25 protein-coding genes and 2 tRNA genes are annotated in these 24132 nt (G+C 58.4%); 13 read left to right on the forward strand and 14 right to left on the reverse strand.

Going from position 1 to position 24132, the window contains the following annotated elements; genetic code table 11:
* The first annotated feature begins 136 nt into the window (after positions 1-136).
* Complete coding sequence (locus tag ACN0TA_RS03525; RefSeq protein ID WP_417579865.1) at positions 137-1240, forward strand: hypothetical protein; 1104 nt, start codon at positions 137-139, stop codon at positions 1238-1240.
* 44 nt (positions 1241-1284) lie between these two features.
* On the opposite strand, the gene hemA is transcribed toward ACN0TA_RS03525, so the two are convergent.
* On the reverse strand, positions 1285-2565 hold the full coding sequence (gene hemA, locus ACN0TA_RS03530) for a 5-aminolevulinate synthase (RefSeq protein ID WP_417579867.1): 1281 nt from the start codon (positions 2563-2565) through the stop codon (positions 1285-1287).
* A 348-nt stretch (positions 2566-2913) separates the two neighbouring features.
* Between hemA and ACN0TA_RS03535 the strand changes: the two genes are divergently transcribed.
* Both ACN0TA_RS03535 and ACN0TA_RS03540 read left to right on the forward strand, forming a co-directional pair.
* Positions 2914-4455 (forward strand): methyl-accepting chemotaxis protein, encoded by a 1542-nt coding sequence (locus tag ACN0TA_RS03535; protein ID WP_417579869.1) that lies wholly within the window; start codon positions 2914-2916, stop codon positions 4453-4455.
* An 89-nt stretch (positions 4456-4544) separates the two neighbouring features.
* The gene (locus ACN0TA_RS03540; RefSeq protein WP_417582044.1) at positions 4545-5210 is read left to right on the forward strand and encodes an OmpA family protein; all 666 of its coding nucleotides are present in this window, start codon (positions 4545-4547) and stop codon (positions 5208-5210) included.
* A gap of 87 nt (positions 5211-5297) precedes the next feature.
* Here ACN0TA_RS03540 and ACN0TA_RS03545 read toward each other — a convergent pair whose 3' ends face one another.
* Positions 5298-5966 carry a L,D-transpeptidase gene (locus ACN0TA_RS03545; RefSeq protein WP_417579871.1) on the reverse strand — a complete coding sequence of 223 codons (669 nt, stop codon included), beginning with the start codon at positions 5964-5966 and terminating at the stop codon, positions 5298-5300.
* 73 nt (positions 5967-6039) lie between these two features.
* Positions 6040-6387 (reverse strand): hypothetical protein, encoded by a 348-nt coding sequence (locus ACN0TA_RS03550; RefSeq protein ID WP_417579873.1) that lies wholly within the window; start codon positions 6385-6387, stop codon positions 6040-6042.
* Between the two features lie 214 nt (positions 6388-6601).
* Here ACN0TA_RS03550 and ACN0TA_RS03555 point away from each other — a divergent pair, with 214 nt between their 5' ends.
* Positions 6602-8908: a Tex family protein gene (locus ACN0TA_RS03555; protein ID WP_417579875.1), complete on the forward strand. Its 2307-nt coding sequence runs from the start codon at positions 6602-6604 to the stop codon at positions 8906-8908.
* Positions 8909-8913: 5 nt separating this feature from the next.
* Here the strand turns inward: ACN0TA_RS03555 and ACN0TA_RS03560 are convergent, their stop codons facing one another.
* The 4 genes from ACN0TA_RS03560 to ACN0TA_RS03575 form a co-directional block, all read right to left on the reverse strand.
* Positions 8914-9234: a hypothetical protein gene (locus ACN0TA_RS03560; RefSeq protein WP_417579877.1), complete on the reverse strand. Its 321-nt coding sequence runs from the start codon at positions 9232-9234 to the stop codon at positions 8914-8916.
* A 65-nt stretch (positions 9235-9299) separates the two neighbouring features.
* Positions 9300-9629 carry a hypothetical protein gene (locus ACN0TA_RS03565; RefSeq protein WP_417579879.1) on the reverse strand — a complete coding sequence of 110 codons (330 nt, stop codon included), beginning with the start codon at positions 9627-9629 and terminating at the stop codon, positions 9300-9302.
* A 132-nt stretch (positions 9630-9761) separates the two neighbouring features.
* The gene (locus tag ACN0TA_RS03570) at positions 9762-10352 is read right to left on the reverse strand and encodes a hypothetical protein (protein WP_417579881.1); all 591 of its coding nucleotides are present in this window, start codon (positions 10350-10352) and stop codon (positions 9762-9764) included.
* Positions 10353-10435: 83 nt separating this feature from the next.
* A tRNA-Thr gene (locus tag ACN0TA_RS03575) sits at positions 10436-10510 on the reverse strand.
* A gap of 393 nt (positions 10511-10903) precedes the next feature.
* On the opposite strand from ACN0TA_RS03575, the gene murA reads away from it, so the two are divergent.
* The 8 genes from murA to ACN0TA_RS03615 all read left to right on the forward strand — a co-directional run bounded on the left by murA (position 10904) and on the right by ACN0TA_RS03615 (position 16456).
* Complete coding sequence (gene murA, locus ACN0TA_RS03580; RefSeq protein WP_417579883.1) at positions 10904-12196, forward strand: UDP-N-acetylglucosamine 1-carboxyvinyltransferase; 1293 nt, start codon at positions 10904-10906, stop codon at positions 12194-12196.
* A gap of 55 nt (positions 12197-12251) precedes the next feature.
* Complete coding sequence (locus tag ACN0TA_RS03585; protein ID WP_417579885.1) at positions 12252-12710, forward strand: DUF2948 family protein; 459 nt, start codon at positions 12252-12254, stop codon at positions 12708-12710.
* Between the two features lie 22 nt (positions 12711-12732).
* A complete protein-coding gene (hisD, locus tag ACN0TA_RS03590; protein WP_417579887.1) occupies positions 12733-14025 on the forward strand; it encodes a histidinol dehydrogenase in 1293 nt (430 codons plus the stop codon).
* Positions 14025-14984: a UPF0262 family protein gene (locus tag ACN0TA_RS03595; RefSeq protein WP_417579889.1), complete on the forward strand. Its 960-nt coding sequence runs from the start codon at positions 14025-14027 to the stop codon at positions 14982-14984. The genes hisD and ACN0TA_RS03595 overlap by 1 nt, the downstream gene beginning before the upstream one ends.
* A 131-nt stretch (positions 14985-15115) precedes the next feature.
* A complete protein-coding gene (infA, locus tag ACN0TA_RS03600; RefSeq protein WP_004435948.1) occupies positions 15116-15334 on the forward strand; it encodes a translation initiation factor IF-1 in 219 nt (72 codons plus the stop codon).
* Positions 15335-15354: 20 nt separating this feature from the next.
* Positions 15355-15996, forward strand: a complete 642-nt coding sequence (locus ACN0TA_RS03605; protein WP_417579891.1) for a Maf-like protein — start codon at positions 15355-15357, stop codon at positions 15994-15996.
* A gap of 2 nt (positions 15997-15998) precedes the next feature.
* Positions 15999-16208, forward strand: coding sequence for a DNA gyrase inhibitor YacG (gene yacG / locus ACN0TA_RS03610; protein ID WP_417579893.1), 210 nt, complete (start codon positions 15999-16001; stop codon positions 16206-16208).
* Between the two features lie 172 nt (positions 16209-16380).
* Positions 16381-16456, forward strand: a tRNA-Phe gene (locus ACN0TA_RS03615).
* 231 nt (positions 16457-16687) lie between these two features.
* On the opposite strand, the gene ACN0TA_RS03620 is transcribed toward ACN0TA_RS03615, so the two are convergent.
* The 6 genes from ACN0TA_RS03620 to glpK all read right to left on the reverse strand — a co-directional run bounded on the left by ACN0TA_RS03620 (position 16688) and on the right by glpK (position 22281).
* Positions 16688-17539, reverse strand: coding sequence for an aminoglycoside phosphotransferase family protein (locus ACN0TA_RS03620; RefSeq protein ID WP_417582046.1), 852 nt, complete (start codon positions 17537-17539; stop codon positions 16688-16690).
* A gap of 117 nt (positions 17540-17656) precedes the next feature.
* Complete coding sequence (locus tag ACN0TA_RS03625; RefSeq protein WP_417579895.1) at positions 17657-17881, reverse strand: hypothetical protein; 225 nt, start codon at positions 17879-17881, stop codon at positions 17657-17659.
* A gap of 205 nt (positions 17882-18086) precedes the next feature.
* A complete protein-coding gene (locus ACN0TA_RS03630; RefSeq protein WP_417579897.1) occupies positions 18087-18269 on the reverse strand; it encodes a DUF3008 family protein in 183 nt (60 codons plus the stop codon).
* A gap of 60 nt (positions 18270-18329) precedes the next feature.
* Positions 18330-18824 (reverse strand): MgtC/SapB family protein, encoded by a 495-nt coding sequence (locus tag ACN0TA_RS03635; protein WP_417579899.1) that lies wholly within the window; start codon positions 18822-18824, stop codon positions 18330-18332.
* Between the two features lie 59 nt (positions 18825-18883).
* The gene (locus ACN0TA_RS03640; protein WP_417579901.1) at positions 18884-20671 is read right to left on the reverse strand and encodes an SLC13 family permease; all 1788 of its coding nucleotides are present in this window, start codon (positions 20669-20671) and stop codon (positions 18884-18886) included.
* A 116-nt stretch (positions 20672-20787) separates the two neighbouring features.
* The gene (glpK, locus tag ACN0TA_RS03645; protein ID WP_417579903.1) at positions 20788-22281 is read right to left on the reverse strand and encodes a glycerol kinase GlpK; all 1494 of its coding nucleotides are present in this window, start codon (positions 22279-22281) and stop codon (positions 20788-20790) included.
* Positions 22282-22401: 120 nt separating this feature from the next.
* On the opposite strand from glpK, the gene ACN0TA_RS03650 reads away from it, so the two are divergent.
* On the forward strand, positions 22402-23337 hold the full coding sequence (locus ACN0TA_RS03650; protein ID WP_417579905.1) for an AEC family transporter: 936 nt from the start codon (positions 22402-22404) through the stop codon (positions 23335-23337).
* Here the strand turns inward: ACN0TA_RS03650 and ACN0TA_RS03655 are convergent.
* On the reverse strand, positions 23326-24129 hold the full coding sequence (locus ACN0TA_RS03655) for a transglutaminase family protein (RefSeq protein ID WP_417579907.1): 804 nt from the start codon (positions 24127-24129) through the stop codon (positions 23326-23328). The two genes, ACN0TA_RS03650 and ACN0TA_RS03655, sit on opposite strands and share 12 nt — an antisense overlap.
* Positions 24130-24132 lie beyond the last annotated feature (3 nt).

Consider the following 24132-nt stretch of genomic DNA (forward strand, 5'->3'; position numbering starts at 1 on the left):
TCAATTTTTGCACTAACCCGGCAAAATTGACCGGCCATCATCAGGAGTGGCTTAGTTAAGTACTTGTAATATAATGAGAAAAATCTAGGCATGAAACTTGCTCCATGTAACCCGATCGGTTCCAACGGAGAAAAGTGTGATGCAGGTCACAAGCTATGGTGGAAAGGGATTCTACGCTCTCCCGGCAACTCAAGCTTACGGCGGCGGTGCCAATGCGCCAGCGTCAAAGTCCGGTGATCAGCGTGGCAACGACCAGGCGACAATCGTAACCTTGTCCGACGCGGCGCGTGCCGCGAGCGTAGAGGTCAAATTTGCAACCGTCGTCGCGGCGGTGCGCGAAACGCTCAATACATTATTGTCCGAGGCGGGACGTCAAAATCCTCTTGAGGACGGCAAAATTGCGCTCGACATGAGCAGTCTGAGTCAGCGCGAGCTGTTTGCAATCGCAAAGACCGATGACGGCCTTTTCACATGCGACGAACGCAAAGCCGCCGAACTTGAAATGGAACGCCGATTGTCGCTGGCGCTCTCGGGCCCTGCCGGTGTCAGCGATGTCACTGGAGACTTTCGGGCGCTTTACAAAGCTGCTGCCGATCATTTCGACGGGCTGAGCGCCGAGCAAAAGGCCGAACCGGCCTGGCAGGCAGCGCGCAATGCAATCGATAAGGCCCTGATCGCTCTCAATAGCGACCCTGCCAAATTCCCTTCGAAAATTGATGGTGACCCGGTGGCTGCCTGGCTGGCCTCCCGCTCTTCGGGGGACATCGAAGGCGAATTTGCTGGCTCGCTGGTCGGAAACCTTCGCAACATTCTCGACCAACGCTATGCTGCGGCAGACGAGGCGGGTACGCGGGCGACCTTCGACAAAAAGCGTCCGGGCCACTTCATTGACCTCGGTGAATTCGGTTCCCGCGCAGTTTCAGCCATGGCGCTCAATCGTGAAGGCTCATTCTCACCAGAGGAAGAGCACGCTGCCAAATCCGAGATCCGGCTCCGTGCCAATTTGGCGCTCTCGGAGTCCTACAAGGACGCAGCCCGAAGTGGGGACCCAACCGCCTTTTCCCGCAATATCATCGCCATCTATTCGTCGATGAGCGCCGATGAAAGGCTTGCGGCTGGGATCAGCGAAAATCTTCTGTCCGCAGCCATATCAAGCTATGAATCCACAACACGACTGACCGACATCATGGCCATGGGAGCAAATTCCATGGGCGGCATGGAAAGCTGGTTCTCACGCTAGACCATTCTCACATGCGCCACGGCTGCCGCCTACGGCAAATGAATCTATCCCCCGACCGTTGGAAGCGTCAGGTCACCAACGACCAGCTTGTTTTCCATGAGTTTCGACATATCGAAATCGCGCGGGAGATCGAGCTGCTGCCAGACTGAGATCAGCGCGTCGCACAGCTCGGCAATCATGTCGTCAGTGTGATAGGGCGTCGGTGTAATGCGCAGCCGCTCGGTGCCTTTGGGCACCGTCGGATAATTGATGGGCTGGATATAGATGTTATGCCTGTCCATCAGCATGTCACTTGCCGCCTTGCACAAGCGGGCATCGCCGACGATCAGCGGAACGATATGGGTATCGGTTGGCAGAACCGGCAGGCCGGCTTCGGCCAGCACCCGTTTGACGCGGCCAGTTTGCCGCTGCTGGCCCTCGCGTTCGACAGTCGATACCTTGAGGTGCTCGATCGAGGTGCGTGCTGCCGCACAAAGTGCAGGCGGCAGTGCCGTGGTGAAAATAAACTCGGGCGCGTAGGACCGCACGGAATCGACAATGGCCTTGTTGCTCGTGATGTAACCACCCATCACGCCAAAGCCCTTGGCCAGAGTACCTTCGATGATGTCTATCCGATCCATCAGTCCGTCGCGCTCGCAGATGCCGCCGCCGCGCGGGCCGTACATGCCAACGGCATGGACCTCGTCGATATAGGTCATGGCGTTGAATTCATCGGCCAGGTCGGCAATTGCCTCGATCGGCGCGACGTCACCATCCATTGAATAGACAGATTCAAAGACAATCAGCTTCGGGCGTTGCTTGCCCGCAGCTGCGAGCAATTCGCGCAGATGGGCAAGATCGTTGTGGCGGAAGATCTTTTTTTCCATGCCCGACTGCCGCACGCCCTGAATCATGGATGCATGATTGAGCTGGTCGGAGAGGATCAGGCAATCGGGAATCAGCCTGGCCACTGTCGAAATCGTGGCTTCGTTGGAAACGAAACCCGAAGTGAAGACCAGTGCGGCCTCTTTCCGGTGCAGATCGGCCAGCGACCTTTCAAGTTCGACAAGGGGACGATTGGTGCCCGAGATATTGCGTGTTCCACCGGCGCCCGCGCCGAGCCGGCCGGCTGTTTCCTGCATGGTGCCGATCACTGCTGGGTGTTGGCCCATGCCCAGATAATCGTTTGAACACCAGATGGTAATTTCCCGTGCGTTGTCCGCGCCGTCGCGGAAGAGAGCACGAGGGAAATGACCGGCAATACGTTCGATGTCGGCAAAAACGCGGTAGCGCTTTTCAACTCGAAGGGCGTCGATCGCATCTTCGAAGATGCCGCGATAGTCCATGAGGCCTACTCCAATGGCGTCACCGGACAAGGGTGCGGCGGCGCTTATTCTTAGCAATCTGGCGTGCCTTGATTTTGGCAACGTCTTTGTCGTTTCTAAGCCCCAATCCTGCGGGCCATATGATCTCTAACAAATCGTGGGGCGGGATGTCATTGCAAAATCTCGCCATTATTGTCGCATGACACGCTTCAATCGGACTTCATCGCCAGTTCATACAGTTAATAGTTGTTACACCCCCACTGCGGTGGCGCGACCCAATGCCGCGAAACACGGCCCTGGCTCCAAAGGCATCGTTAACTGGCTGGACCTATAGTTCAGGGCAGTTTCTTATAGCCGATTGCATTTTTCATGAGCCATTCCCGCGCTTCTCTGACGACCAATCCCATTGCTGATCGCCTCGACTTTATCGGGTTCGACAATGCTGCCTCCGAACGCTTGGCCAACATAAGCCCTTATATACTCAAGCACCTTGAGCCCGCACTCGACAGGTTTTACGACAAGATCGAAGCGACGAGCACCGTGGCGAGCTTTTTTTCCGGCCGCCCGCAAATGGACACTGCCAAGTCCCGTCAGTCTGCGCACTGGCGGGCTATCTCCACCGGCCAGCTCGATGCCTCTTATTATGAGGCGAGTCAGCGCATCGGCAATCGTCATGCCCAGATCGGACTTGAGCCCAAATGGTACATCGGTGGATACGGCATGGTTGTCGAAGCCCTCATCAAGGGCGTGATGACCGACTGGATGACCGAAAACGCGCCCCGCTTCCGGAAACGCAAACCTGAAGAGCTGGTTGCCGCAACCCAGGAGATGGCTGCGAGCCTGGCCGACATGGTCAAGGCCGTCATGATTGATGTCGATCTTGCGGTCTCTAGCTATTTTGCTGCCCTTGAGGGGCGGATCGAAGAGGGGCGCAAGACGGCTGAGCAACAAGCCAGGGTGCAGCAAGACGTGCTTGCCAAAACGGGATACGCCTTGGGTGAGCTTGCAGCGGGCCATCTCGATACGCGTATTGAAGAAGCCTTCCCCGGCGATTTTGCGACGTTGGGAGAAGACTTCAATGTCGCTGCAGCCAGTCTTGAACAGGCTGTGGTCGGCATCAGGGCTTCAGTGGATACGATTGCGCGCAATGCCGGCGCCGTTGCCGGCTCGGCGCATGATCTGAGCGACCGCATGGCACGGCAGGCTTCAGCCATTGAACAATCCTCCGCCGCGCTTCATGAAGTGACGGCTAATGTCAACGAAACAGCCGCGGGTACGGGCGCTGCAGCCGATCTTGCCAAAGGTGCAAACAGTGCCGCCCAGAATGGTGGCGTGGTTGTTGAAGAGGCTGTCGAGGCAATGCATCGGATCGAGCAATCGTCCACCAGGATATCGTCGATCATCTCGGTTATCGACGATATCGCCTTGCAGACCAATCTTTTGGCGCTGAACGCAGCGGTCGAAGCCGCTCGTGCAGGGGAAGCGGGAAGGGGATTTGCCGTTGTTGCGACCGAAGTGCGGTCGCTGGCACAGCGCAGCGCCCAGGCTGCACGCGATGTCGCCGCGTTGGTTTCGACCTCGGGCAAGGAAGTGGAAAATGGAGTCGGGCTCGTCCGGCGTACAGGAACAGCATTGTCTGGCATCGTCCAGCAGGTCGGATTAATTTCCGAGCATATGCGGACATTCTCGGAAGCATCGGGCCATCAAGCGTCATCCCTGAGCGAGATCAACGCGGCAATCGTGCAGCTCGACAGATTGACACAGGAAAACGCAGGCTTTGTCATCCAGGCCGGCGAAGCGGGGCGCGATCTTTCATTTGAAGTTGCCGAACTCTATGAGCGGCTGTCAGCATTCCGAACCGATGCGCGTATGCCGACGTCCGGGACTGACAGGCGCGCAAAAACAGCCTAGAACAGTGGTGGCTACGTTTCGGCCACAATCACGTTCCTGCCGCAATCGGCCAGCAATGATCGCGGCAATAATCACAAAGCGGTGAGCTCATTATGAAAAAAACGGCAATTGCCTTCACAGCCCTCGCAGCACTTTTGCTCGCTGGCTGTTCCACCAATCCCTACACAGGGGAATCCAAGATTTCCAACACCGCGGGCGGTGCCCTGGTGGGTGCGGGCGGCGGCGCTATCGGTGGCGCGTTGATTGGCTCCGCCATGGGCGATAGCCGGATTGGTGCTTTGATCGGTGCAGGCGTTGGCGCGCTGGCCGGCGGTGCTGTGGGCAACTACATGGACCAGCATGAAGCTCAGCTTCGCTCTCAGCTGCAAGGCAGCGGCATTTCGGTTACCCGCGTGGGGGACAACATCGTCCTCAACATGCCATCCAACATTACCTTTGGCGTAAACCAGTCGGACATCCAGCCGGGGTTCCAGAACACGTTGCGCTCTGTTGCTCTTGTCCTTCAGGAGTACAACCAGACCCTTGTCGATATCATCGGCTATACCGACTCCACGGGGTCCTCGAGCTATAATCTTACGCTCTCCCAGCAGCGCGCCACCTCTGTGCAGCGCCTTCTGGCCCAGTATGGCGTCGATCCGCGCCGCTTCTTTGTCGAAGGGCGCGGCATGGCCAATCCGATTGCCGACAACTCGACGGAAGCCGGGCGCGCTCAGAACCGTCGCGTCGAAATTCGGATTGTTCCGATCCGCAACTAATCGATTGCGACAAAGAAGATGCAAGAAGGGCGCCCCGCAGACAGGGCGCGCTTCTTCGTTAAAGGCTAAATATAAAGCCGATCGGCTCTAGAGCACCACGATTGTCGATCCGAACCGAACATTGTCCGCGAGGTGGATGATATCCTGATGCAGCAGACGTACGCAGCCTGAAGAGACAGCCTGGCCAATGGTCCAGGTCTCGCCTGTGCCATGCACGCGATAAATTGTATCGCGATTTCCCTCATGGATATAAAGCGAACGCGCACCAAGCGGGTTATCGAGGCCGGGAGGCTGGCCATTGCGCCACTTTTCCAGTTCCGGCTGGCGATCGACCATTTCCGAAGGGGGCGTCCAGACGGGCCACTCGCGCGCGTAAGCGATATGGCCACGTCCTGACCACTCGAAACCGGCGCGCCCGAGGCCGGCGCCATAGCGCATGGCCGTGCCGCCCTCTTCAACGTGGTAGAGATAGAAATTTGGCGTATCCACGATTACCGTGCCCACTTTTTCGGTAGTGGGATAGGGCACGCGCTGACGATAGTATTTTTGATCGAGATAGCGCAGGTCTACGGCGGGAATGGGGAACTTCTCGTCGGGCCGTGCTGCGTACATTGCGACGACCTCGGGTGAGATCGGCGGTGGCAGTTGGATTTTGGTTTTCGGGGGCGTGGTGGTCGCGCAACCCGCTGCAGTCAGCGCCAAGAGGCTTGAAGCGCCGGCCATGAAGCCGCGCCGGGACAGGATGAGTTCAGACATTTCAATATCTCACGGTTATTGCGGCGCAAGGCGCGCGCCAATCAAAAATTCAATCTATTGGTGGTGCCAGCCCTCAGGCGCGTGGCGGGGGGATGTCGAGCAGCGGCGCGACGCCCTCGTTGACCGTCGGGTCGAGAGGCAGAGGCCAGCTCGACGAGAATTCGGGTACAGGCGGTTGATCAATGCGCACCAATTGGGCATGAAACTGACAACCGGGCACTAAAATGCCCAACCCGAATTGCTTCCAGCAACGGGTCATCTTGGCAGGGACGCTTGTTCCGGCCTCAGCCTTGGCACCCTTAACCTCACATGTTTGCCCCTGTTCGACAGGCAGGTGGTCCAGCGTTCGCGCGGACGCAAACGAGGTCGACACCAGTAATAGGCCAAAGGCGAGCATTATGATTGGTAGGTAACGGATCATGGCCCATGGGTTACCTTGCCAATAGTGGCGCGATAAAGGCGCTGCTCGGTCACGGAGCGGTGATGCGATGCTGTGCTTGAGCCAGTGTTGCCAACTAGCCACAAGATTGCTCGGAACCAGTCCTTTTCATGTTGTGGACGCGACGATTGATCCTTTGCACGGGAAAAGATCGCCGCCTAATGTCCGGCAATCTTTTGATCAGTTCCAGGTTCCCATGACCGACATCGCAAAAGCCATCGCCGGACTTATCGCAACTGAAATCTCGGCCCGCCCCGAACAGGTCAAAGCGGCCGTAGATCTTCTCGATGGCGGTGCGACTGTCCCCTTCGTTGCTCGTTACCGCAAAGAAGTCACCGGCGGGCTGGACGATGCCCAATTGCGGACGCTGGAAACGCGCCTGGGCTATCTTCGCGAACTCGAGGCACGCCGGGCGGCAATCGTGCAGTCTATCGACTCTCAGGGCAGGCTGACCAACGAACTCGCCACGCAAATCGCCCGCGTCATGACCAAATCCGAGCTTGAAGACATCTATCTACCCTACAAACCCAAGCGCCGCACCAAGGCAGAGATCGCGCGCGAACGCGGTCTTGAGCCGCTGGCCAACGCGCTGTTTGACAATCGCAGACTTGATCCAAGTGCCGAGGCGTCAAATTATCTTTCCGACGACGTCGCCGACGCCAAAGCCGCGCTTGAGGGTGCACGCGACATTCTCGCCGAACGCTTTGCAGAAGATGCCGATCTGATCGGCAAACTGCGTGATTATATGGAGCGTAAGGCGATCCTGCGCGCCCGTGTGATTGAGGGTAAGCAGGAGCAGGGCGCCAAGTTCTCCGATTATTTTGACCACGCTGAAGCCTGGTCCAAGGTGCCCAGCCATAGGGCGCTGGCGATGCTGCGTGGCCGCAATGAAGACGTGCTGTCCGTCGATCTCGAAATCGACGCGGACGCCGAAGGCAAATACAAGCCAGCTGAAACCATGGTCGCTGCCCATTTTGCAATCCGCGCTGATGGCGGGCTTGCCGACCAATGGCTTATGGATGTGGCGCGTTGGAGTTGGCGGGTCAAACTCTGGTTGCATTTGTCGGTCGACCTGATGGGGCGGCTGCGCGAGCGTTCCGAAGATGAGGCCATCGCTGTGTTTGCACGCAACCTCAAAGATTTGCTCTTGGCTGCGCCAGCCGGTAACCGAGCCACGATGGGACTCGATCCCGGTATTCGCACCGGAGTGAAGGTGGCCATTGTGGATGCAACAGGCAAAGTTCTCGATACTGCAACCATCTACCCGTTCCAACCGCGCAACGACGTTCAGGGCAGCCTTGCCGTGTTGATGGCGCTGGTCGCCCGCCACAAAGTCGATCTCATCGCCATCGGAAACGGCACGGCCAGCCGTGAAACCGAGCGACTGGTGGCCGACATGCTAACGATGATCCCGGCGCCCAAGCCGCTCAAGGTGGTGGTCAGCGAAGCTGGTGCTTCGGTCTATTCCGCGTCTGAGACCGCTTCAAACGAGCTGCCCGGCCTTGATGTTTCGCTGCGGGGCGCGGTTTCGATTGCCCGCCGCCTGCAGGATCCGCTGGCCGAACTGGTCAAGATCGAACCAAAATCGATCGGGGTCGGGCAATACCAGCATGATGTTGATCAGTATCGGTTGGCTAAATCGCTCGATGCGGTGGTGGAAGACGCCGTGAACGCAGTTGGCGTTGATCTCAATACCGCCTCTGCCCCGTTGCTCGCGCGGGTTTCAGGGCTTGGCACCTCGCTCGCCGAAGCCATTGTCGCGCACCGAGATCTCAATGGTGCATTTGCGGCGCGCAAGGATCTGCTTGCAGTTGCTCGACTTGGCCCCAAGGCGTTCGAGCAGGCTGCAGGCTTCTTGCGTATTCGCGACGGTGCAGAACCCCTCGATGCATCCTCGGTGCACCCCGAAGCCTATGGTGTTGCAAGAAAGATCGTTTCGGCTTGCGGCCGCGACATCCGCCAGTTGATGGGCGATAGCGCTGCGCTAAAAAAGCTCGATCCGCGAAGCTTTGTCGATGACACATTCGGTCTTCCAACGGTGCGCGACATTCTTGCCGAATTGGAAAAACCCGGACGCGATCCGCGTCCGGAGTTCAAGACGGCGACGTTTGCCGACGGAGTAGAGGAGATTTCGGATCTCAAACCGGGAATGATGCTTGAGGGAACGGTAACCAACGTCGCTGCGTTTGGCGCCTTCGTCGATATTGGGGTCCATCAGGATGGCCTGGTCCACGTCTCCCAACTCGCTGATCGCTTCATCAAGGACGCCCATGAAGTGGTCAAGGCCGGCGATGTCGTCAAGGTCAAGGTGCTGGACGTTGACGCTAAGAGAAAGCGGATAAGCCTCTCGATGCGCCGAGACGCAACGCCGGACCGCAGCAACGACCGCCCCGAGCGCACCGGGGGCGGTGCCCCACGGCCGAAGAAGCCCACAAGGCCAGAAGAGCCGACGCAAGGCGCGTTCGGTGCTGCACTTGCCGATGCCATGCGTCGGGGCAAATAGCTACATCAGTTGTCCTGGGCGATGTGTAGAAGGTAGCCCAATCCGAATCCGACAGCTGCCGCGACGATCAGAACGGCGCCCGCGCTGGCCGGCGCCTTGTGCGCTGCGCGTGAAAGGACGTCGATATCTTTGCGGGCATGTTTTGCGGCGCGGCGGGCATTTTTGCGCGCCCCGTGAACGAAATCCTCGGCTTCGTCGGCAAGATCCTCGAAATCCAGGCCATGATCGGCAAGGCTTTTCGAAATCGAATTTAGTTGATGTCTGAGTTCGCGAAGCTGGGATTTGACGGGCTTTTCAACCCCGTTAGACAAGCTGAAATTGGCCATAGCGGTTCTCCATGCAAGGACACGGAGTCTTCAACGGTCAGAACCGGCTCACGGTTCCGCGACCTCTACTGGGCAGTCGCGTTCTCTTCGAGGTAAGCCCTGTAGGTGCCCATGCACATCAACTCGGCCAATTCACCGGCTCTGCCCGGAAACGCGCTGGAAGTGCGTAAGCATACGCCCTCATGGTCTTCATGGATCAGGGGGTCGATCAGCCCGAAATAGCAGGTGATCTTGTAACGTTCCTTGAAGCTCGCGCTGACCTCGGGCTTGATGGCGCTCTCGATATAGGCGTCACATCTGTTGATAGCTTCGATATTGGAAAAGCCATGCGCAGACGCCGGGGCCGTATACCCAAGCCCCAGGACACCAGCCATGACTGCTAAAGAGACGCGCATCGACAAAACCTTACACACGAGTGCTCTAGTCAACTGCAAATCGCGACCGGTCTCAACTGTGCTGATGTCGCGCCAGGCATGCGAGGGGTGCTGTGTTGCTCAACTGTCGCAGAATCGGGACATGGGAGCTGTTTAGGGGGCCTCGCAGCTTCCTGGAAGTATGTCTTCAAGTTTGCCTTCGGCGGTGCTCAACTCGCCTTCGGTAATGGCCATCGGCTCAAACGGTGGCGCGGCCTGTATTGCGGGCTGGGACAGTCGGAGCGTGTAGCACCCTGCAAAACTCTCTGTAGAGCCATCGGTCCTGGTCGCCTCAATGGCAGCTGCAATCGTATAATATATCGTTCCGGCGGCGCCTTCGGTGATTTCTGGCCCGACTACAAGCTGTACGGATGCTGTGTCCTGATAGCCTGCTGCAAACGCTTCGAAATCGGCCTGCTGATCGGCACTATCAGCGTGAGCGAAGTAGGACCATGCCCTCAGATATTCCGAGCGGCTAATCGCATTATAGAACGATTCAATGACAGCAGCCGCAGTCGAGCGGTCATCGTAATAAGGATTGTCCGGGACCGGTTCATCCAGATCGTCCGCTCCTGGCGGCGGAGCCTCGATCTCGCCGGGAACCACGGTCACTTCGGCGGCGACGGGGGTCACCGGCGTCACCACTTGTGCCATGGCCTGTGGAACCGCAAGCAGGGCAATGAAGGCGACACTCAATCTAACCATAAAAACTCTCCTTTTCCCGATAACGCGCGGGAAAGCATCAACGTTGCTTGAAAGGCGAAATGCCGGAACTTATCGGAGAGAAATGGTGCTGCTGGACAGGATTGAACTGTCGGCCTCTCCCTTACCAAGGGAGTGCTCTACCACTGAGCTACAGCAGCGCCGGGCTTCAATGGCCGGAGCCATCTGAATGCGGGCCTCTACTGCCACAGGCCTTGTGTGGACGCAAGGGCAAAAAACTGCCACTAGAACGCCAATGTCGTTCGTCAGGGTCCAGCCCATGTCCAATTCTGATCGTGACCAAAGATTGGCCGCAAAGCTGCGGGAAAATTTGCGCCGCCGCAAAGCGCAAGCCAAAGCGCGCACAGCGCCTGCCGGTGGATCGGAACAAGAGAAGGAGGCTGACGCCTCGATACATCCGCCAGCTGGCAAAAAAGACAACTGATCCCGCCGTTTGTTGCAGCCTGTTCCGGGCTGCGTTACCAACAGCTTTAACCTTCGCATCGGCTTTTCGAGGACGATTCGCGCAAAATTCCCTGTTCAAGGAGTGCCGTATGGACCGCATCCGCATCGTGGGTGGCAATCAGCTCAATGGCGAAATTCATATCTCGGGCGCCAAGAACGCGGCGCTGCCCCTGATGATCGCCTCGCTTCTGACCGAAGAGCCTTTGGTTCTCGTCAACGTGCCGCGTCTTGCGGACGTCAAGCAGCTTGAGCGCATTCTCGAAAATCACGGTGTTGATATCGCCGTACATGGTCGGCGGCGCGGCGATACCGAGATGGGCGGTCAGCGGATTACATTCACGGCCTCAGATATCGTCGATACGACTGCGCCCTACGAGCTGGTTTCGACGATGCGCGCCAGTTTCTGGGTGATCGGCCCACTCCTGGCGCGTGAGGGACGGGCCAAGGTTTCCCTGCCGGGCGGCTGTGCCATCGGAACGCGGCCCGTCGATTTTTATCTCGATGGCTTGCGTCAGCTTGGTGCCGAAATCGAAATCGATGCAGGCTATGTGCTGGCGCGCGCTCCTGGCGGCCGCTTGAAAGGCGCTACAGTCAATTTCCCCAAGGTTTCGGTTGGCGCCACCCATGTGGTGATGATGGCAGCGACACTGGCCGAAGGCACCACGATTATCGAAAACGCTGCGCTTGAACCGGAAGTGACCAATCTTGCCGAATGTCTTGTCGCTATGGGCGCGAAGATTTCCGGTATCGGCACCGGCCGTCTGGTCATTGAAGGCGTTGAAAAGCTTGGCGGCGCTATCCACGAAGTCGTTCCTGATCGCATTGAAACGGGTACCTATGCCTTTGCTGCCGCGATGACCGGCGGGGAAGTGTTTCTGCGCAACGCACGGGCCGAACTGCTCCAGTCCGCGCTCGACGTGCTCGCGCGCACTGGTGTCGATGTGACTCCCGAGTCTGGTGGCGTACGGATCAAGCGCAGTGGCGATGCGATCCTGTCCGTCGATGTGGAGACTGAACCGTTCCCGGGATTTCCGACTGACCTGCAAGCTCAGTTCATGGCGCTCATGGCGCGCTCAAGTGGTGTGTCGGTGATCAAGGAAACGATTTTCGAGAACCGTTTCATGCATGTTGCCGAGCTGGCGCGCTTTGGCGCCAACATCCATGTGGATGGTCAGGTCGCGACAGTGACCGGCGTGCCCGAACTCAAAGGCGCTCAGGTCATGGCGACCGATTTGCGAGCTTCTGTCTCGCTGGTCATAGCCGGGCTGGCGGCGCGGGGCGAAACCGTGGTCAACCGCATCTATCATCTCGATCGCGGTTTTGAACGCCTTGAGAACAAGCTTTCGCGTTGCGGGGCGGAGATCGAGCGGATCGCCGGTTAAGCACCAGCGGCAGAATGCGCTTGCACTTTGGGCAGCAAATGCCCAGATGTTGGCCATGACCTCAACCGATCCTCTATCCAAGGCAGCCATGACCGACCTCAAGCTTTTGGCGCTCGACAGCGAAGACCTCGAGATCGTTTCCGCCCATGTCCAGGACGCTGTCGTCCGTGTGGGCGATATGGGATATTCGAAAAATGATCGGCGTTTCGTGCTGCTCATCAATCGATACGCTTGGGAGACGGGAGACAAGCGCGGCCAACGCAAGCGCGCCGGGCTGCATTTCGATCACGTCACCTCAGCGCATGCAGAAGGGTTTGACCTCAACTCCAAAGAGGGTGTTCTCGAGTTGCTCGCTGTAACATTTGAACCTTCCGATGCCCCTGCTGGCCAGGTCTTGCTTACCTTTGCCGGCGGTGGCAGGGTGCGCCTCGATGTCGAGTGTCTCGAAGCCCGTCTTCGCGATCTCGGCGGTGTATGGGCCGCCAAAGCCCAGCCAAAACACGACGTCGACTGACCGGGACGCGATCAGCCACACCATGACTGTTTTTCTTTCAAGCGCAGAGCCGAATTTCGCGCAGGCTTTCGAAACTCTTCTCGGCTCCAAGCGCGAAGCCTCGCTCGAGGTTGGCTCCACTGTCGCGACAATCATTGCCGATGTTCGCGCCCGCGGCGACGCTGCGCTGATCGAGCTCACGCGGAAATTCGACGGACTGGAACTCACGCCGCAGACAATGCGGTTTTCCGACGACGAAATCGAAACCGCCTATGAAGCCGTAGCACCCCAGATTCGCGATGCGCTTGTTCTGGCGCACAGGCGCATTACTGCCCATCACCAAAAACAGATGCCCCAGGATCACATCTATACAGATGAGATCGGTGTGACGTTGGGGAGCCGTTGGACCGCGGTTGAAGCGGCCGGGCTCTATGTCCCCGGCGGGCTCGCATCTTACCCCTCCTCGGTGCTTATGAATGCCATACCTGCAAAGGTGGCTGGTGTTGAGCGGTTGGCAATGGTGGTGCCAACGCCAAACGGCGTGGTCAATCCCGCCATTCTCGCTGCAGCAAAAATTGCTGGTGTGACTGAAATTTACCGTGTCGGCGGCGCACAGGCGATTGCCGCACTGGCGTTCGGTACACAAACCATTGCTCCGGTTGCCAAGATCACCGGTCCTGGCAACGCCTATGTGGCTGCTGCCAAGCGTCAGGTGTTTGGAACTGTGGGCATCGACATGATTGCCGGTCCCTCAGAAGTGCTCATCATCGCTGATGGGTCGGCCAATCCCTCATGGGTTGCTGCCGATCTCTTGGCGCAGGCCGAGCACGGGGCAGGGGCACAATCGATCCTGATGACCACCGATCCCGCTTTGGCGCGCGCCGTCGAAGCAGAGGTCGAAAGGCAGTTGGCAATGCTGCGCGCGCCCGACAATGCCCGTCAGGGCTGGGAGGAGTTCGGGGCGATCATTACAGTGGGCAGTCTTGATGAGGCCATGCCCCTGGCAAACCGAATTGCGTCCGAACATGTCGAGTTGGCGCTCGATGCGCCCGAGCCGTGGATCGACAGGATCCGAAACGCCGGAGCGATCTTTGTCGGCCACAACACGCCCGAATCGATCGGCGATTATGTGGGCGGCTCCAACCATGTGTTGCCTACGGCGCGTTCGGCGCGGTTTGCCTCTGGACTGGGCGTGCTCGATTTTGTCAAGCGGACCTCGATCCTGGGTTGCACGTCGAGCGCCCTTGCCGAGCTGGCGGAGGCCACGGTGACGCTGGCGGAAACCGAGGGACTCGAAGCGCATGGAAAATCGGTTTCCATAAGGCTGAACCGCTGATGGAGAAGCGACCCTTCGATCCCGATAAAGACAGGATCGTAACGGTTACGCTCGACCCGACAACTATCACTTCCGTGGATCCTGACGAAGTTCACGAATGGCGCGTTGCCATTTACGATATTGTCGATTCTAACCGCTTTTATCCTGCGCGCGTCGCGGCCAAAGGACCATATGCGCTGCATTTGTCGATCATTCATAACCATATCGTGCTCGACGTCCGTCATCCCGAGACCTTCAGTCCCATTGCCGCTCACTATCTTTCACTCACTCCGTTCCGAAGCCTGATCCGCGATTACTTCCGCATCCGCGAAAGTTACTACGAGGCGATCCGTTCGGCCTCTACGTTTCAGATCGAAGCCGTGGATATGGGGCGACGTGGTCTTCATAACCAGGCAGCCGAGCTGCTGATCGAGCGCCTGAACAACAAGCTGGTGATGGACCTTGAGACTGCCCGCCGGCTTTTCACTCTCATCTGCGCCGTTCAGCCATACGCCGCTCGGGTCACCGAGCAGGAAAGCCAGCTTCCGACCATCCTCTTCGTGTGTTCTATGAATTCCGTCCGCTCACCGATTGCTGCGGCACTGGCTCGCAAGCATTTCCCCGGTCGTCTGGTTGCCCGCTCCGCCGGTGTCCGCTCGGGCAAGGTCGATCATTTCGTGCACGAGGTCATGGAGGAGATCGGGATCGACATGTCGGTCCACACCCCCCACACGATGGATGAGCTCGTGGCATCCAATTTCGATATTATCGTCACACTGGCTGACGACGCGAAAAAGGCAGTGGCAGAGCGGGGATTGGAGGCCGCCGTCATGGAGCATTGGTCGCCAGCTGATCCATCGGAACTGGAAGGCAGTCGGGACGTGATTCTGGGTGCCTATCGCGAACTGCGCGACACCATGGATCGCAAGTTATGCACGGCCCTTGAACCCATGCTCTACAGGGCCAAAAAGCAGGCCTGAATCAGGGCCTTTCAATTATTCGCGTTTGCGTTTAGTTTGCGCGCCAAATCGCGCCCCGCAGTTGAGTGTGGGCCTTTGGAAGGCCTCAGTCCGCATTCGCGATCCTCATTGGGGCAATATCAGGAGAAAGAATGGCAAAGGAAGAAGTGCTCGAATTTCCGGGCGTTGTCACCGAATTGCTTCCCAACGCGACTTTTCGCGTAAAGCTCGAGAATGAACATGAGATCATCGCCCACACAGCCGGGCGCATGCGCAAGAACCGTATCCGCGTTCTGGCCGGCGACAAGGTGCTCGTGGAGATGACGCCCTATGATTTGACCAAGGGCCGCATTACCTACCGCTTCAAGTAAACCTGCCTCGTGAGCCGATAGTGTCCAGCAGACGCCCCGATCTCATTCTCGCTTCGGCGTCGCCGCGTCGGCTCGCGCTTCTCAATCAGATCGGCATTGAACCCGACCATCTGATTCCTGCGCATGTCGACGAAACGCCTGAGAAGGGTGAGCTGCCGCGTCGGCTGGCGCAGCGTCTTGCCCATGCCAAGGCCGTAGCGGTGCGTAACAAGGCACGTCAAGGCGGTATGGCAGCCGAATCGGTGATCCTGGCTGCCGATACCGTTGTGGCGGTCGGGCGCCGCGTTCTGCCCAAGACAGAGACGATGGATGAGGCCGCAAATTGCTTGCGGCTCCTTTCGGGTCGTGCGCATCGGGTTTTTACCGGTGTCTGCGTGCTCTCAGCATCGGGTCAAGCGCGCGAGCGGCTCGTTGAAACCCGCATCCGCTTCAAGCGATTATCCAACAAGGAAATTGAGGCCTATCTGGCCAGCGGAGAATGGAATGGCAAGGCTGGTGGCTATGCCATTCAGGGGATCGCCGGAGCCTTCGCGGTCAAGCTGAGCGGCTCGTATTCAGCAGTTGTAGGGTTGCCTCTTTTCGAAACCGTTGGCCTCTTGACCGGGGAGGGGTATCCCGTCCAGTTCAACTGGCTTAACGCGACGACACTGCCAGGGGTCTGATAATGCCCGACAACGTAACGCGTCTGCGCACGCCAAAGCCTTGCCCGATCTGTAGTAAGCCGTCGATTCAGCAATACCATCCGTTTTGTTCGGTGCGCTGCGCTGATGTCGATCTTAACCGCTGGCTCAAGGGCAATTATGTAATCCCTGGTGCCAAGTCGTCCGCGGATGAGGACGAGGCGGACACGCCAATTCAGATGGACGAGGATTGAGGCTTTAGCTCGTCGGATCGCTCGCTTCGGCTACTCTTTTTGGGTGTGGCGACAAAGGTTTGAGAAAAAGTGTTGTCCACTCACAAAATTCGTCTCGGAGTGCTGGACAGCCCGGCCCGGACTGCCTATAACCCGGCCACCAACATGGGGCTTTGATTAGTCCCGAACAGATGCCCAGGTAGCTCAGTTGGTAGAGCAGCGGATTGAAAATCCGCGTGTCGGCGGTTCAATTCCGTCCCTGGGCACCACTTCTTCTTAGTCCATTGAAGCTTGTCGCAAGATATGAACTCCGAGCGGCTTGAACAGAAGATCGCTCAGCTTCAGAAGGTTGTCATCAGCTCGCTGCGCCCGTTGCCGGCTGCGCTATCCAGCAATGACGTTAAGGCTTCGGCCCGACTTGCCGCTCAAAAGGACAAATTTCAAAAATCTCGAGGAAACGGAACAAGGTTGTCCGAGTGGTGGGCCCAAGCGCTTTGCGCCTAGGCGAGGTCGTAAACCGCGAGCAGATTGGGCAGAACGGCGAGGTGCCAGTTGATGGATTCGCCAGCAGCGAGAGCCTGGCAGGCCGAGTTGGCGGCGTAGATTGCCGCGAAGGCAAGGATGCGTTTGCGCTTGTGACCGAGCTTGGCAGCAAAAACGTCGGCCATCGCATTGATCCGGATCGGATCGGCGGCAAGCTTCACCTTGCCCCAGGGATGCAGAAAGCTGGCGGCCAGATCATAGGCCGGGTCGCCCCACAGCCCGATTGGCGACCGTGCAATCCAGCCCCGTTCCGCCAGCACGATGCGATCGTGATGCACGGCGCCATGCAGCGGGATCTCCGCGGCGGGTTTGTCGAGGGTCGCGTAAGCGATGCCCACTGAACGCGCGTAAAGGTCACGTGCAGTGTCGGGCCATATCCTCACATCGGCTGCAAAGAAATCGCTCAGATAGGTGCGAAGCGAGACAAGGTTTTCCGGCTCGTCGGGGCGGACAACATGGAGCATGCCCACAAGGTTGGCTATGGCTGCAGTTGCTTGTGCATCCTTCCCATCCAAGGCAGGTTCGGACAGCATCCGTCCCTCCGCCCACTCGGTCAGAATCGCATTTTCGGCTGTGCCGAAATGACGAATGGCACCGTCTCCACGATACCATTCAAGCAGGTCGCCGGCCCGTTCGGGGTCCGATGCGCCAGGCTTGTAAATGCGTAGAGCAGCCAAGCTATTGTCGTCCCGCTGAACCTTGTATGTCCAGGTTTCGGGCGTTTCCGCCACCTGGGTCAACTTGGACAGGCTCCAGCGGATGGCTGCCTTGTTTAGGACAGTGTCGTGCGGTGCGGTGCCGATCGGAATCCCCTGTCAAAAGCGTTTGAGCGCGCGCCGAGAAAGAATCACTCGTCTTTCGATATACACGCTTTCTAGCAAATTTCGGGCAGCCCGTCTGGTTCCGGCGCCGTCAATGATTGGCGTCTACCTTTTGTCCAGCCAGGGCATCAACCGCATGCGGGCCGAGACCTCGGACGGTTTTGGCGTCATGATGACCACATCGTCGGATAACCGCGCATCCAGGTCGTCCAGCCTGGCGATCGCCACGCCCAGAAGGCGGTCCATATCCGCATCGAACCAGACATCGTTTGCCAGCATGACACGCGCCTGCTCAATGCGGTCTTTTGCCAATAGGTATGCTGTCGGCATTGGGCTTCTCCGTGGCTGTCTGCTTTGCACCTACGGGTATGAAGTGCATCTGAGTCGGACCAGCGCGTACCCCCAATTGCGCACAACACTACACCTACGTGGTAAAACCGATTGCAAACCTACAGCATGCATTTGATCTAAATTTTAGGTATTTGAGCGCTTAGAACCTCACCCCACGGCAAACGGTGTTGGGGTAGCGACCAGCTCAGTCCTTCTTGTCAGGCAGATCCTCACGTTTGGTCGACGCGAAATCTTCAAGTTCCTTTTCGGTCATCGAGTCGACCATCTCGCGCGAAGCACCTTTGAGGTCCTTTTTTGGCATCTCGCCACGTTTCGCAGCGAGAGCTGCACCGGCGGCTTTCTGCTGGGCTTTGGATTTGGCGGGCATTTGACGCTCCTTTCTCGCTAGAGAGAAAGGAGCGGATCGCGCCGACGGTTCCATGGCAGGCTAGAGGTCATCCTTCTTTTCCAAAAAGCGCTTTTCAAAGGGGCGGAGCGCGACTGTAATGACCAGAACCAGAACCGTCGCCATGACGGCGACCGAGAAAAAGCCGGCGCCGGCGGCAACCCCTATGGCCCCGGCCATCCATAGCCCCGCGCCGGTTGTAAGCCCCTTTATGTCGGTGCCGGACCGGATGATTGCACCCGCGGCCAGAAAGGCTACGCCCGCCGTTACCGCTTCGATTACGCGAATGGGGTCGAGCCGGGCGATGTTGTCCGCATTAAGATCGACCATCTCATGATAGATTTCGAACGTCATGATGGTGAACGTGGCCGCCGCAGTCGATACCAGCATATGCGTCCTGAGCCCGGCCGAGTGTTTTTTGACTTCGCGCTCGAGCCCGATAAGCGCACCGAGAACCGCAGCGACAAGCAGCCTTATGGCGATGGTGCCGAACGCGTCATGGGTCGGATTACCCCCCAGCGTCAGAAAATTTTCCATAGATCAATCCCCCGAAAATCTTCGGTGGGAACGTGCTTGGAGCCTCCGGGTTCCGAACTCTAGAACGGCCAGACGATGGGGATCATGATCATTGCGATAAAGAAAACCACAACGTTCATAACGGCGCCGATGCGCACGAAGTCGAAGAACTTGTATCCGCCGGCGCTGTAGACGAGCGTGTTGGTCTGATAGCCGATCGGTGTCAGAAAGCTGGCGCTGGCTGCAAACATTACAGCGGCAACGAAAGGACGCGGGTCGACTCCCAAGCTCAGGGCCAGACCGATGGCCACTGGCGTGACGATCACGGCAACGGCGTTGTTGGTGACGATTTCTGTGAGGATAGAAGACAGAATGTAGACGACGCCGAGTGCAAACAGCGGCGAAAGCAGTGCCAGATAGGGTGTGAACACCTGCACGATGCTTTCGACCAGCCCCACGTTTTCCATGCCTACGCCAACGCCAAGCATGGCAATGATCAGGCCCAGAATTCGCCAGTCAACAGCCTGGACGGCTTCGTCTGGTTCCACGCATCGCGTTGCGAGCACGGTGGCGGCCCCGATCACGGCAAGACCGGCAATCGGCATCAACCCCAGCGCTGCGCCGACCACCACTGCGATAAGCACACCGATGGCAATTGGCGCGCGCGCCCGACGGAAGCCGCGTTCGGCTGGCTCGGAGACATTGACCAGATCATAGTCTTCCACCATGCGGCGCAAATCTTCGGGCGCGCCTTCGATCAACAGCGTATCGCCAACTTCGATCGGAGCGGTTTCAAACCGCTCGGCGAGGTTGGCGCCGCGTCTATGCAGGGCGAGGGGGTACACGCCATAGCGACGTCGCAGGCGCAGATGCTTGAGCGTTTTGCCCAAAATGCCCGAGCTCGGGCCCATCAGCACTTCCACTATGGACGATGAACGACTGCCCAGAGACTGCATGTGCTCAGACTCTGGGATGTTGAGATCGCCTTCCTCCTTCATCGAGAGCAGTTCGGCCACCGAGGTGCGCAGCACCACCACATCGCCGGGCTGCAACACGACGTCATGGATGTGCCGGCGCAATGAGAAACTTGCCCGCAAAACGTCGATCAGCTGACGGTCGGAGCGGTTGAAAGCAGCAACTTCGCGCGCTTTCTTGCCAACGTGGGGAGAGTTGTCCTCGATCACCGCTTCAAGCACGAACTTCTTGCTCGATTCAGAATGTGAGATTGAGGAAACGGTTGTCCTGTCGGGCAGCAGCCCGCGCGCCAGCAACATCGTTACAATGCCGGCTACGGCGATGGCGATACCAACAGGTGCCATCTCGAAAATATGGAACGGCTCAAGGCCGCTTCTTTGCGCGACGCTGTCGACCAGGATGTTTGTCGAGGTTCCGATCAGGGTGCAGGTTCCGCCCAGAATGGCGGAAAACGACACGGGGATGAGAAGTTTCGAAGCTGGCGTATCCATGGACCGTGCCATGGCCACGGCAACCGGAATCATCATCATCACGAGCGGTGTGTTGTTCATGAAGGCCGACATCACGGCGATGGCCACAAGAAAGGACAACAGACTGCGATAGGGGTGTTTCTTGGCGCCGGCTGTTGCCCAGCCTGCAAAGCTCTCAAGCGCGCCGGTTCGCACCAGTGCGGCCGAGATCACGAACATGCCAGCAATAGTGGCTGGGGCACTGTTGGACAGTACGCCGAGCAGGTCATCGACTGAAACGATATTGAGAAGAATGAGAACGGAAACCGCGATGGCCGCGCTCACCTCCGGCGAGCGCCACTCCCGGGCAAAGGCGATAAAGAGACCCACGATGACTACGCCCACGATCAGCGCGCCATAGGGCTCGATTAGGCTAGCGAACAAATGCACCCTCCGCTCAGTCCACGGCGCACTCTATGCGATGCGGCCCTCGATTGGAAAGCAGTCAGGCTCGATTGAGAAGTCTTTTTTTCGGCCGACCCTTCGCGAACATTGGCACACTAACGTGCCGTCAGTGTCCGGCTGACTGCGTCCCGCCAACCGCTCAGTTTGGCGTTGCGCTGCGCGTCATCCATTTCGGGAACGAACTGGTGCTCCAGCGCCCAGCTCTTGGAAAAGGCTGTCCGGTCGGGCAAAAGGCCCATGGCCTGTCCCGCCAGCCAGCCCGCACCCAGCACAGTTGTCTCCAGCATATGTGGCCGGTCGACAGGAGCATCGAGAATGTCGGCGAGAAACTGCATTGTATAATCGGAGTTCACCATGCCGCCGTCGACGCGCAGCACGGTTGCGGCGCCGTGCGCATTCCAATCCTTGTGCATGGCGTCAAGAAGGTCTGCTGTCTGGTAGCAGACGGCCTCGAGCGCTGCCCTTGCGAATTCCTCCGGACCGGTGTTTCGGGTCAACCCGAACATGGCTCCGCGTGCTTCAGCGTCCCAATAGGGGGCACCAAGACCGACAAAAGCGGGAACCAGGTAAACGTTCTGATTGTCATCTGCACCGAGCGCCAGTCGCCCGGAATCCGAGGCTTTACCGATGATTTTTAGTCCATCGCGCAGCCATTGCACCGCGGCGCCAGCCACAAAGATCGAACCTTCCAGTGCATATGTCGTCTTCCCGCCCAGACGATATGCGATTGTCGTCAGCAACCGGTTTTGCGAGCGCACAAGCGTTTCGCCAGTGTTCAACACGGCAAAGCATCCGGTCCCGTAGGTCGATTTGATCATGCCGGGTTCAAAACAGGCCTGGCCGATCATTGCAGCGTGCTGGTCGCCCGCCACGCCCCGGATCGGGATCGGTGCGCCGAGCAGGTCGGGATCGGTTATCCCGAAATCGCCATCGCAATCATGGACTTCGGGCAGGATAGCGGCAGGAACATCCAGCAAGGCCAGCAATTCGTCGTCCCAAGTGCCCTTCTCGATGTTAAACAACAACGTGCGGCTGGCATTTGTCGCGTCAGTCGCGTGCACAGCACCGCCTGTCAGTCGCCAGATCAGATAGGTGTCGATCGTCCCAAACGCCAACGCGCCAGCCTCGGCCCGCTTTCGTGCGCCCTCGACGGTATCGAGTAACCATTTCACCTTTGTTCCCGAGAAGTAGGGATCGAGCAGTAGGCCCGTCTTTCCTGTGATCAGCGCCTCCAAGCCGTCATTTTTCAGCTGATTGCAGATCTCGGCGGTGCGCCGATCCTGCCACACAATGGCCTTGTGAATTGGCGTGCCGGTGTCCCGGTCCCACACCAGCGTGGTCTCACGCTGATTGGTGATCCCGATGGCGGCGATATCCCGACCGGACAGGCCGGCCCGCTTGAGCGCAGTGCGGATGGAAAAAACGACCGAATCCCAGATGTCCTCCGGATCGTGCTCTACCCAGCCACTTTGGGGGAAGTGCTGCCGGAACTCTTTTTGGCCCTGTCCAACGACCTTCATCGAGGTGTCGAATATCAAAGCCCGGCTCGATGTCGTGCCTTGATCTATCGCCAGAATGTAGCTCGCCATGGCTGCGCCTCCCTGCATGATGCGACCTGAACGTGCATCAATCGACCCGAGGCGTAAAGATTGACGCATCCGCTCATTCCATGTCTTTTAGTTTTGTCCAGCCTTGTCAAAGCCCTCAGTATGTTTTCCGTTCTCAATGTCATTGCCCCGGTCTTTGTCCTGATCGGGCTCGGCTACCTCGCGGTTCGGATCCGATTTTATCCGCGTGCCGGCGTTGGCGGGCTGATTGCCTATGTAAACAATTTTGCCACGCCTTGCCTGCTGTTCAGGGCGATGATCGATGTCGATTTTTCCACCGCGTTCAATCCAGCGATCATCGGGCCATACTATGTTGGCGCTGTATCGGTGCTCGCGCTCGGCGCTCTGGCGGCGTTGAAGCTCTTCCGGCGGCGGCCGGGGGAGGCGGTGTCGGTGGGCTTTTCGGCGATGTTTACCAACACGGTTCTCGTCGGCATCCCGATCATGCAGCGTGCCTACGGTGACGAGGCAATGCCTATTGTCTATTCGATCATCGGGCTGCATGCGCCCATATTGATGACCCTTAGCATGTTCATCATGGAGCTGGCCCGCCGGGATGGTGGCAAGGTGTCCACGGCGCTGTTTCAGGGGCTCAAGAAATCGCTGACAAATCCCATCCTGATCGGCATAGCGCTCGGTCTCGCTGCCAACCTCCTGGGCCTGGAGCTTTCGGGCGTCGCCGACGACGTCACGCTTCTGCTGGCCGGCACGGTTATGCCCGTCGCCCTGTTCGGCCTTGGCGGGGCGCTCAATGAATACAAGCTGGGGGAGACCTGGGTCCAGGCCCTGATGACCAGCGCCATGCAGTTGATCGTCCATCCGGCAATCGCCTGGGTACTGATGGTGCCGGTTCTAGGGGTGGACCCGCATATGGCCCGGTATGGTGTGCTGCTTGCTGCAATGCCGGCCGGCATCAACGTCTATATCTTCGCGACGTTCTACAACCGCGCGACGGATGTGGCCGCTAACACAATCCTGCTTTCGACTGTGCTTTCGCTTTTCACCATCACCGGCTGGCTATTGCTCTTAGGCGCCTGACTGCTGCTGTTGCTGCTGGTTCATCATCACCTGGGTCACTCGGATTGTGTCTGCTGCCTGTCGCTCCAACGCGGGCGCCAGTCGAACCGGAGCGGTGGATTCAGCGTCCAGGCCGCAGGCAATTCTCACATAAGCCGGTGTCGGGCACAGATTGACTGATGGATCGAAGCCAATCCATCCCAGCCCGTCATCCCAAGCTTCCGCCCAGGCATGTAGCCGTGCCGGTTCATCGTCATCGCCCAGCACATAGCCGGTGATAAACCGTGCCGGGATGTCCATGCCGCGCGCCGCGGCTACGAAAACATGGGCGTGGTCCTCTGCCACGATATCTGGCGTGTCGTCCTCATCTTCCGGTGTAGTTTCGCGTGCCTCATGCAGCCGGGTCATGAGCCAATGCAATATCTCGACCCGGCTCATGCCGGCTTTGGCATGCGTCTTCATTCGGTTCACGAGATTGCCGTTCGGCCGCGTCTGCGCCGTGAACCGTTTGAACAGCGAGAGGTTGGACTCGCCCGACACCCGTCCAAGAACGCCATTGGTATCATCTGTTTCCACAATGCCGGAAACGGCAATGAACAAATCGTCCTCGGGCCGATGCTGGCTGACAAGATGAGCGGAATTGCCGAACGCGTCAGTGAAACTGGCCGCAGCATCGATGCCAGCCATCTTGATTGACCACTCGACAATGGTTTGCGAGGCAGTGTCACGCGGAGTCAAGAGCAGGTGCTGGACAGCATGTGCTAGGCCCTCGCTCGCCGCAAAGCGGAATTCGTGGCGTATCGAAATGCGCATGCG

The organism is Pelagibacterium sp. (assembly GCF_048264985.1).
Classification (GTDB): domain Bacteria; phylum Pseudomonadota; class Alphaproteobacteria; order Rhizobiales; family Devosiaceae; genus Pelagibacterium.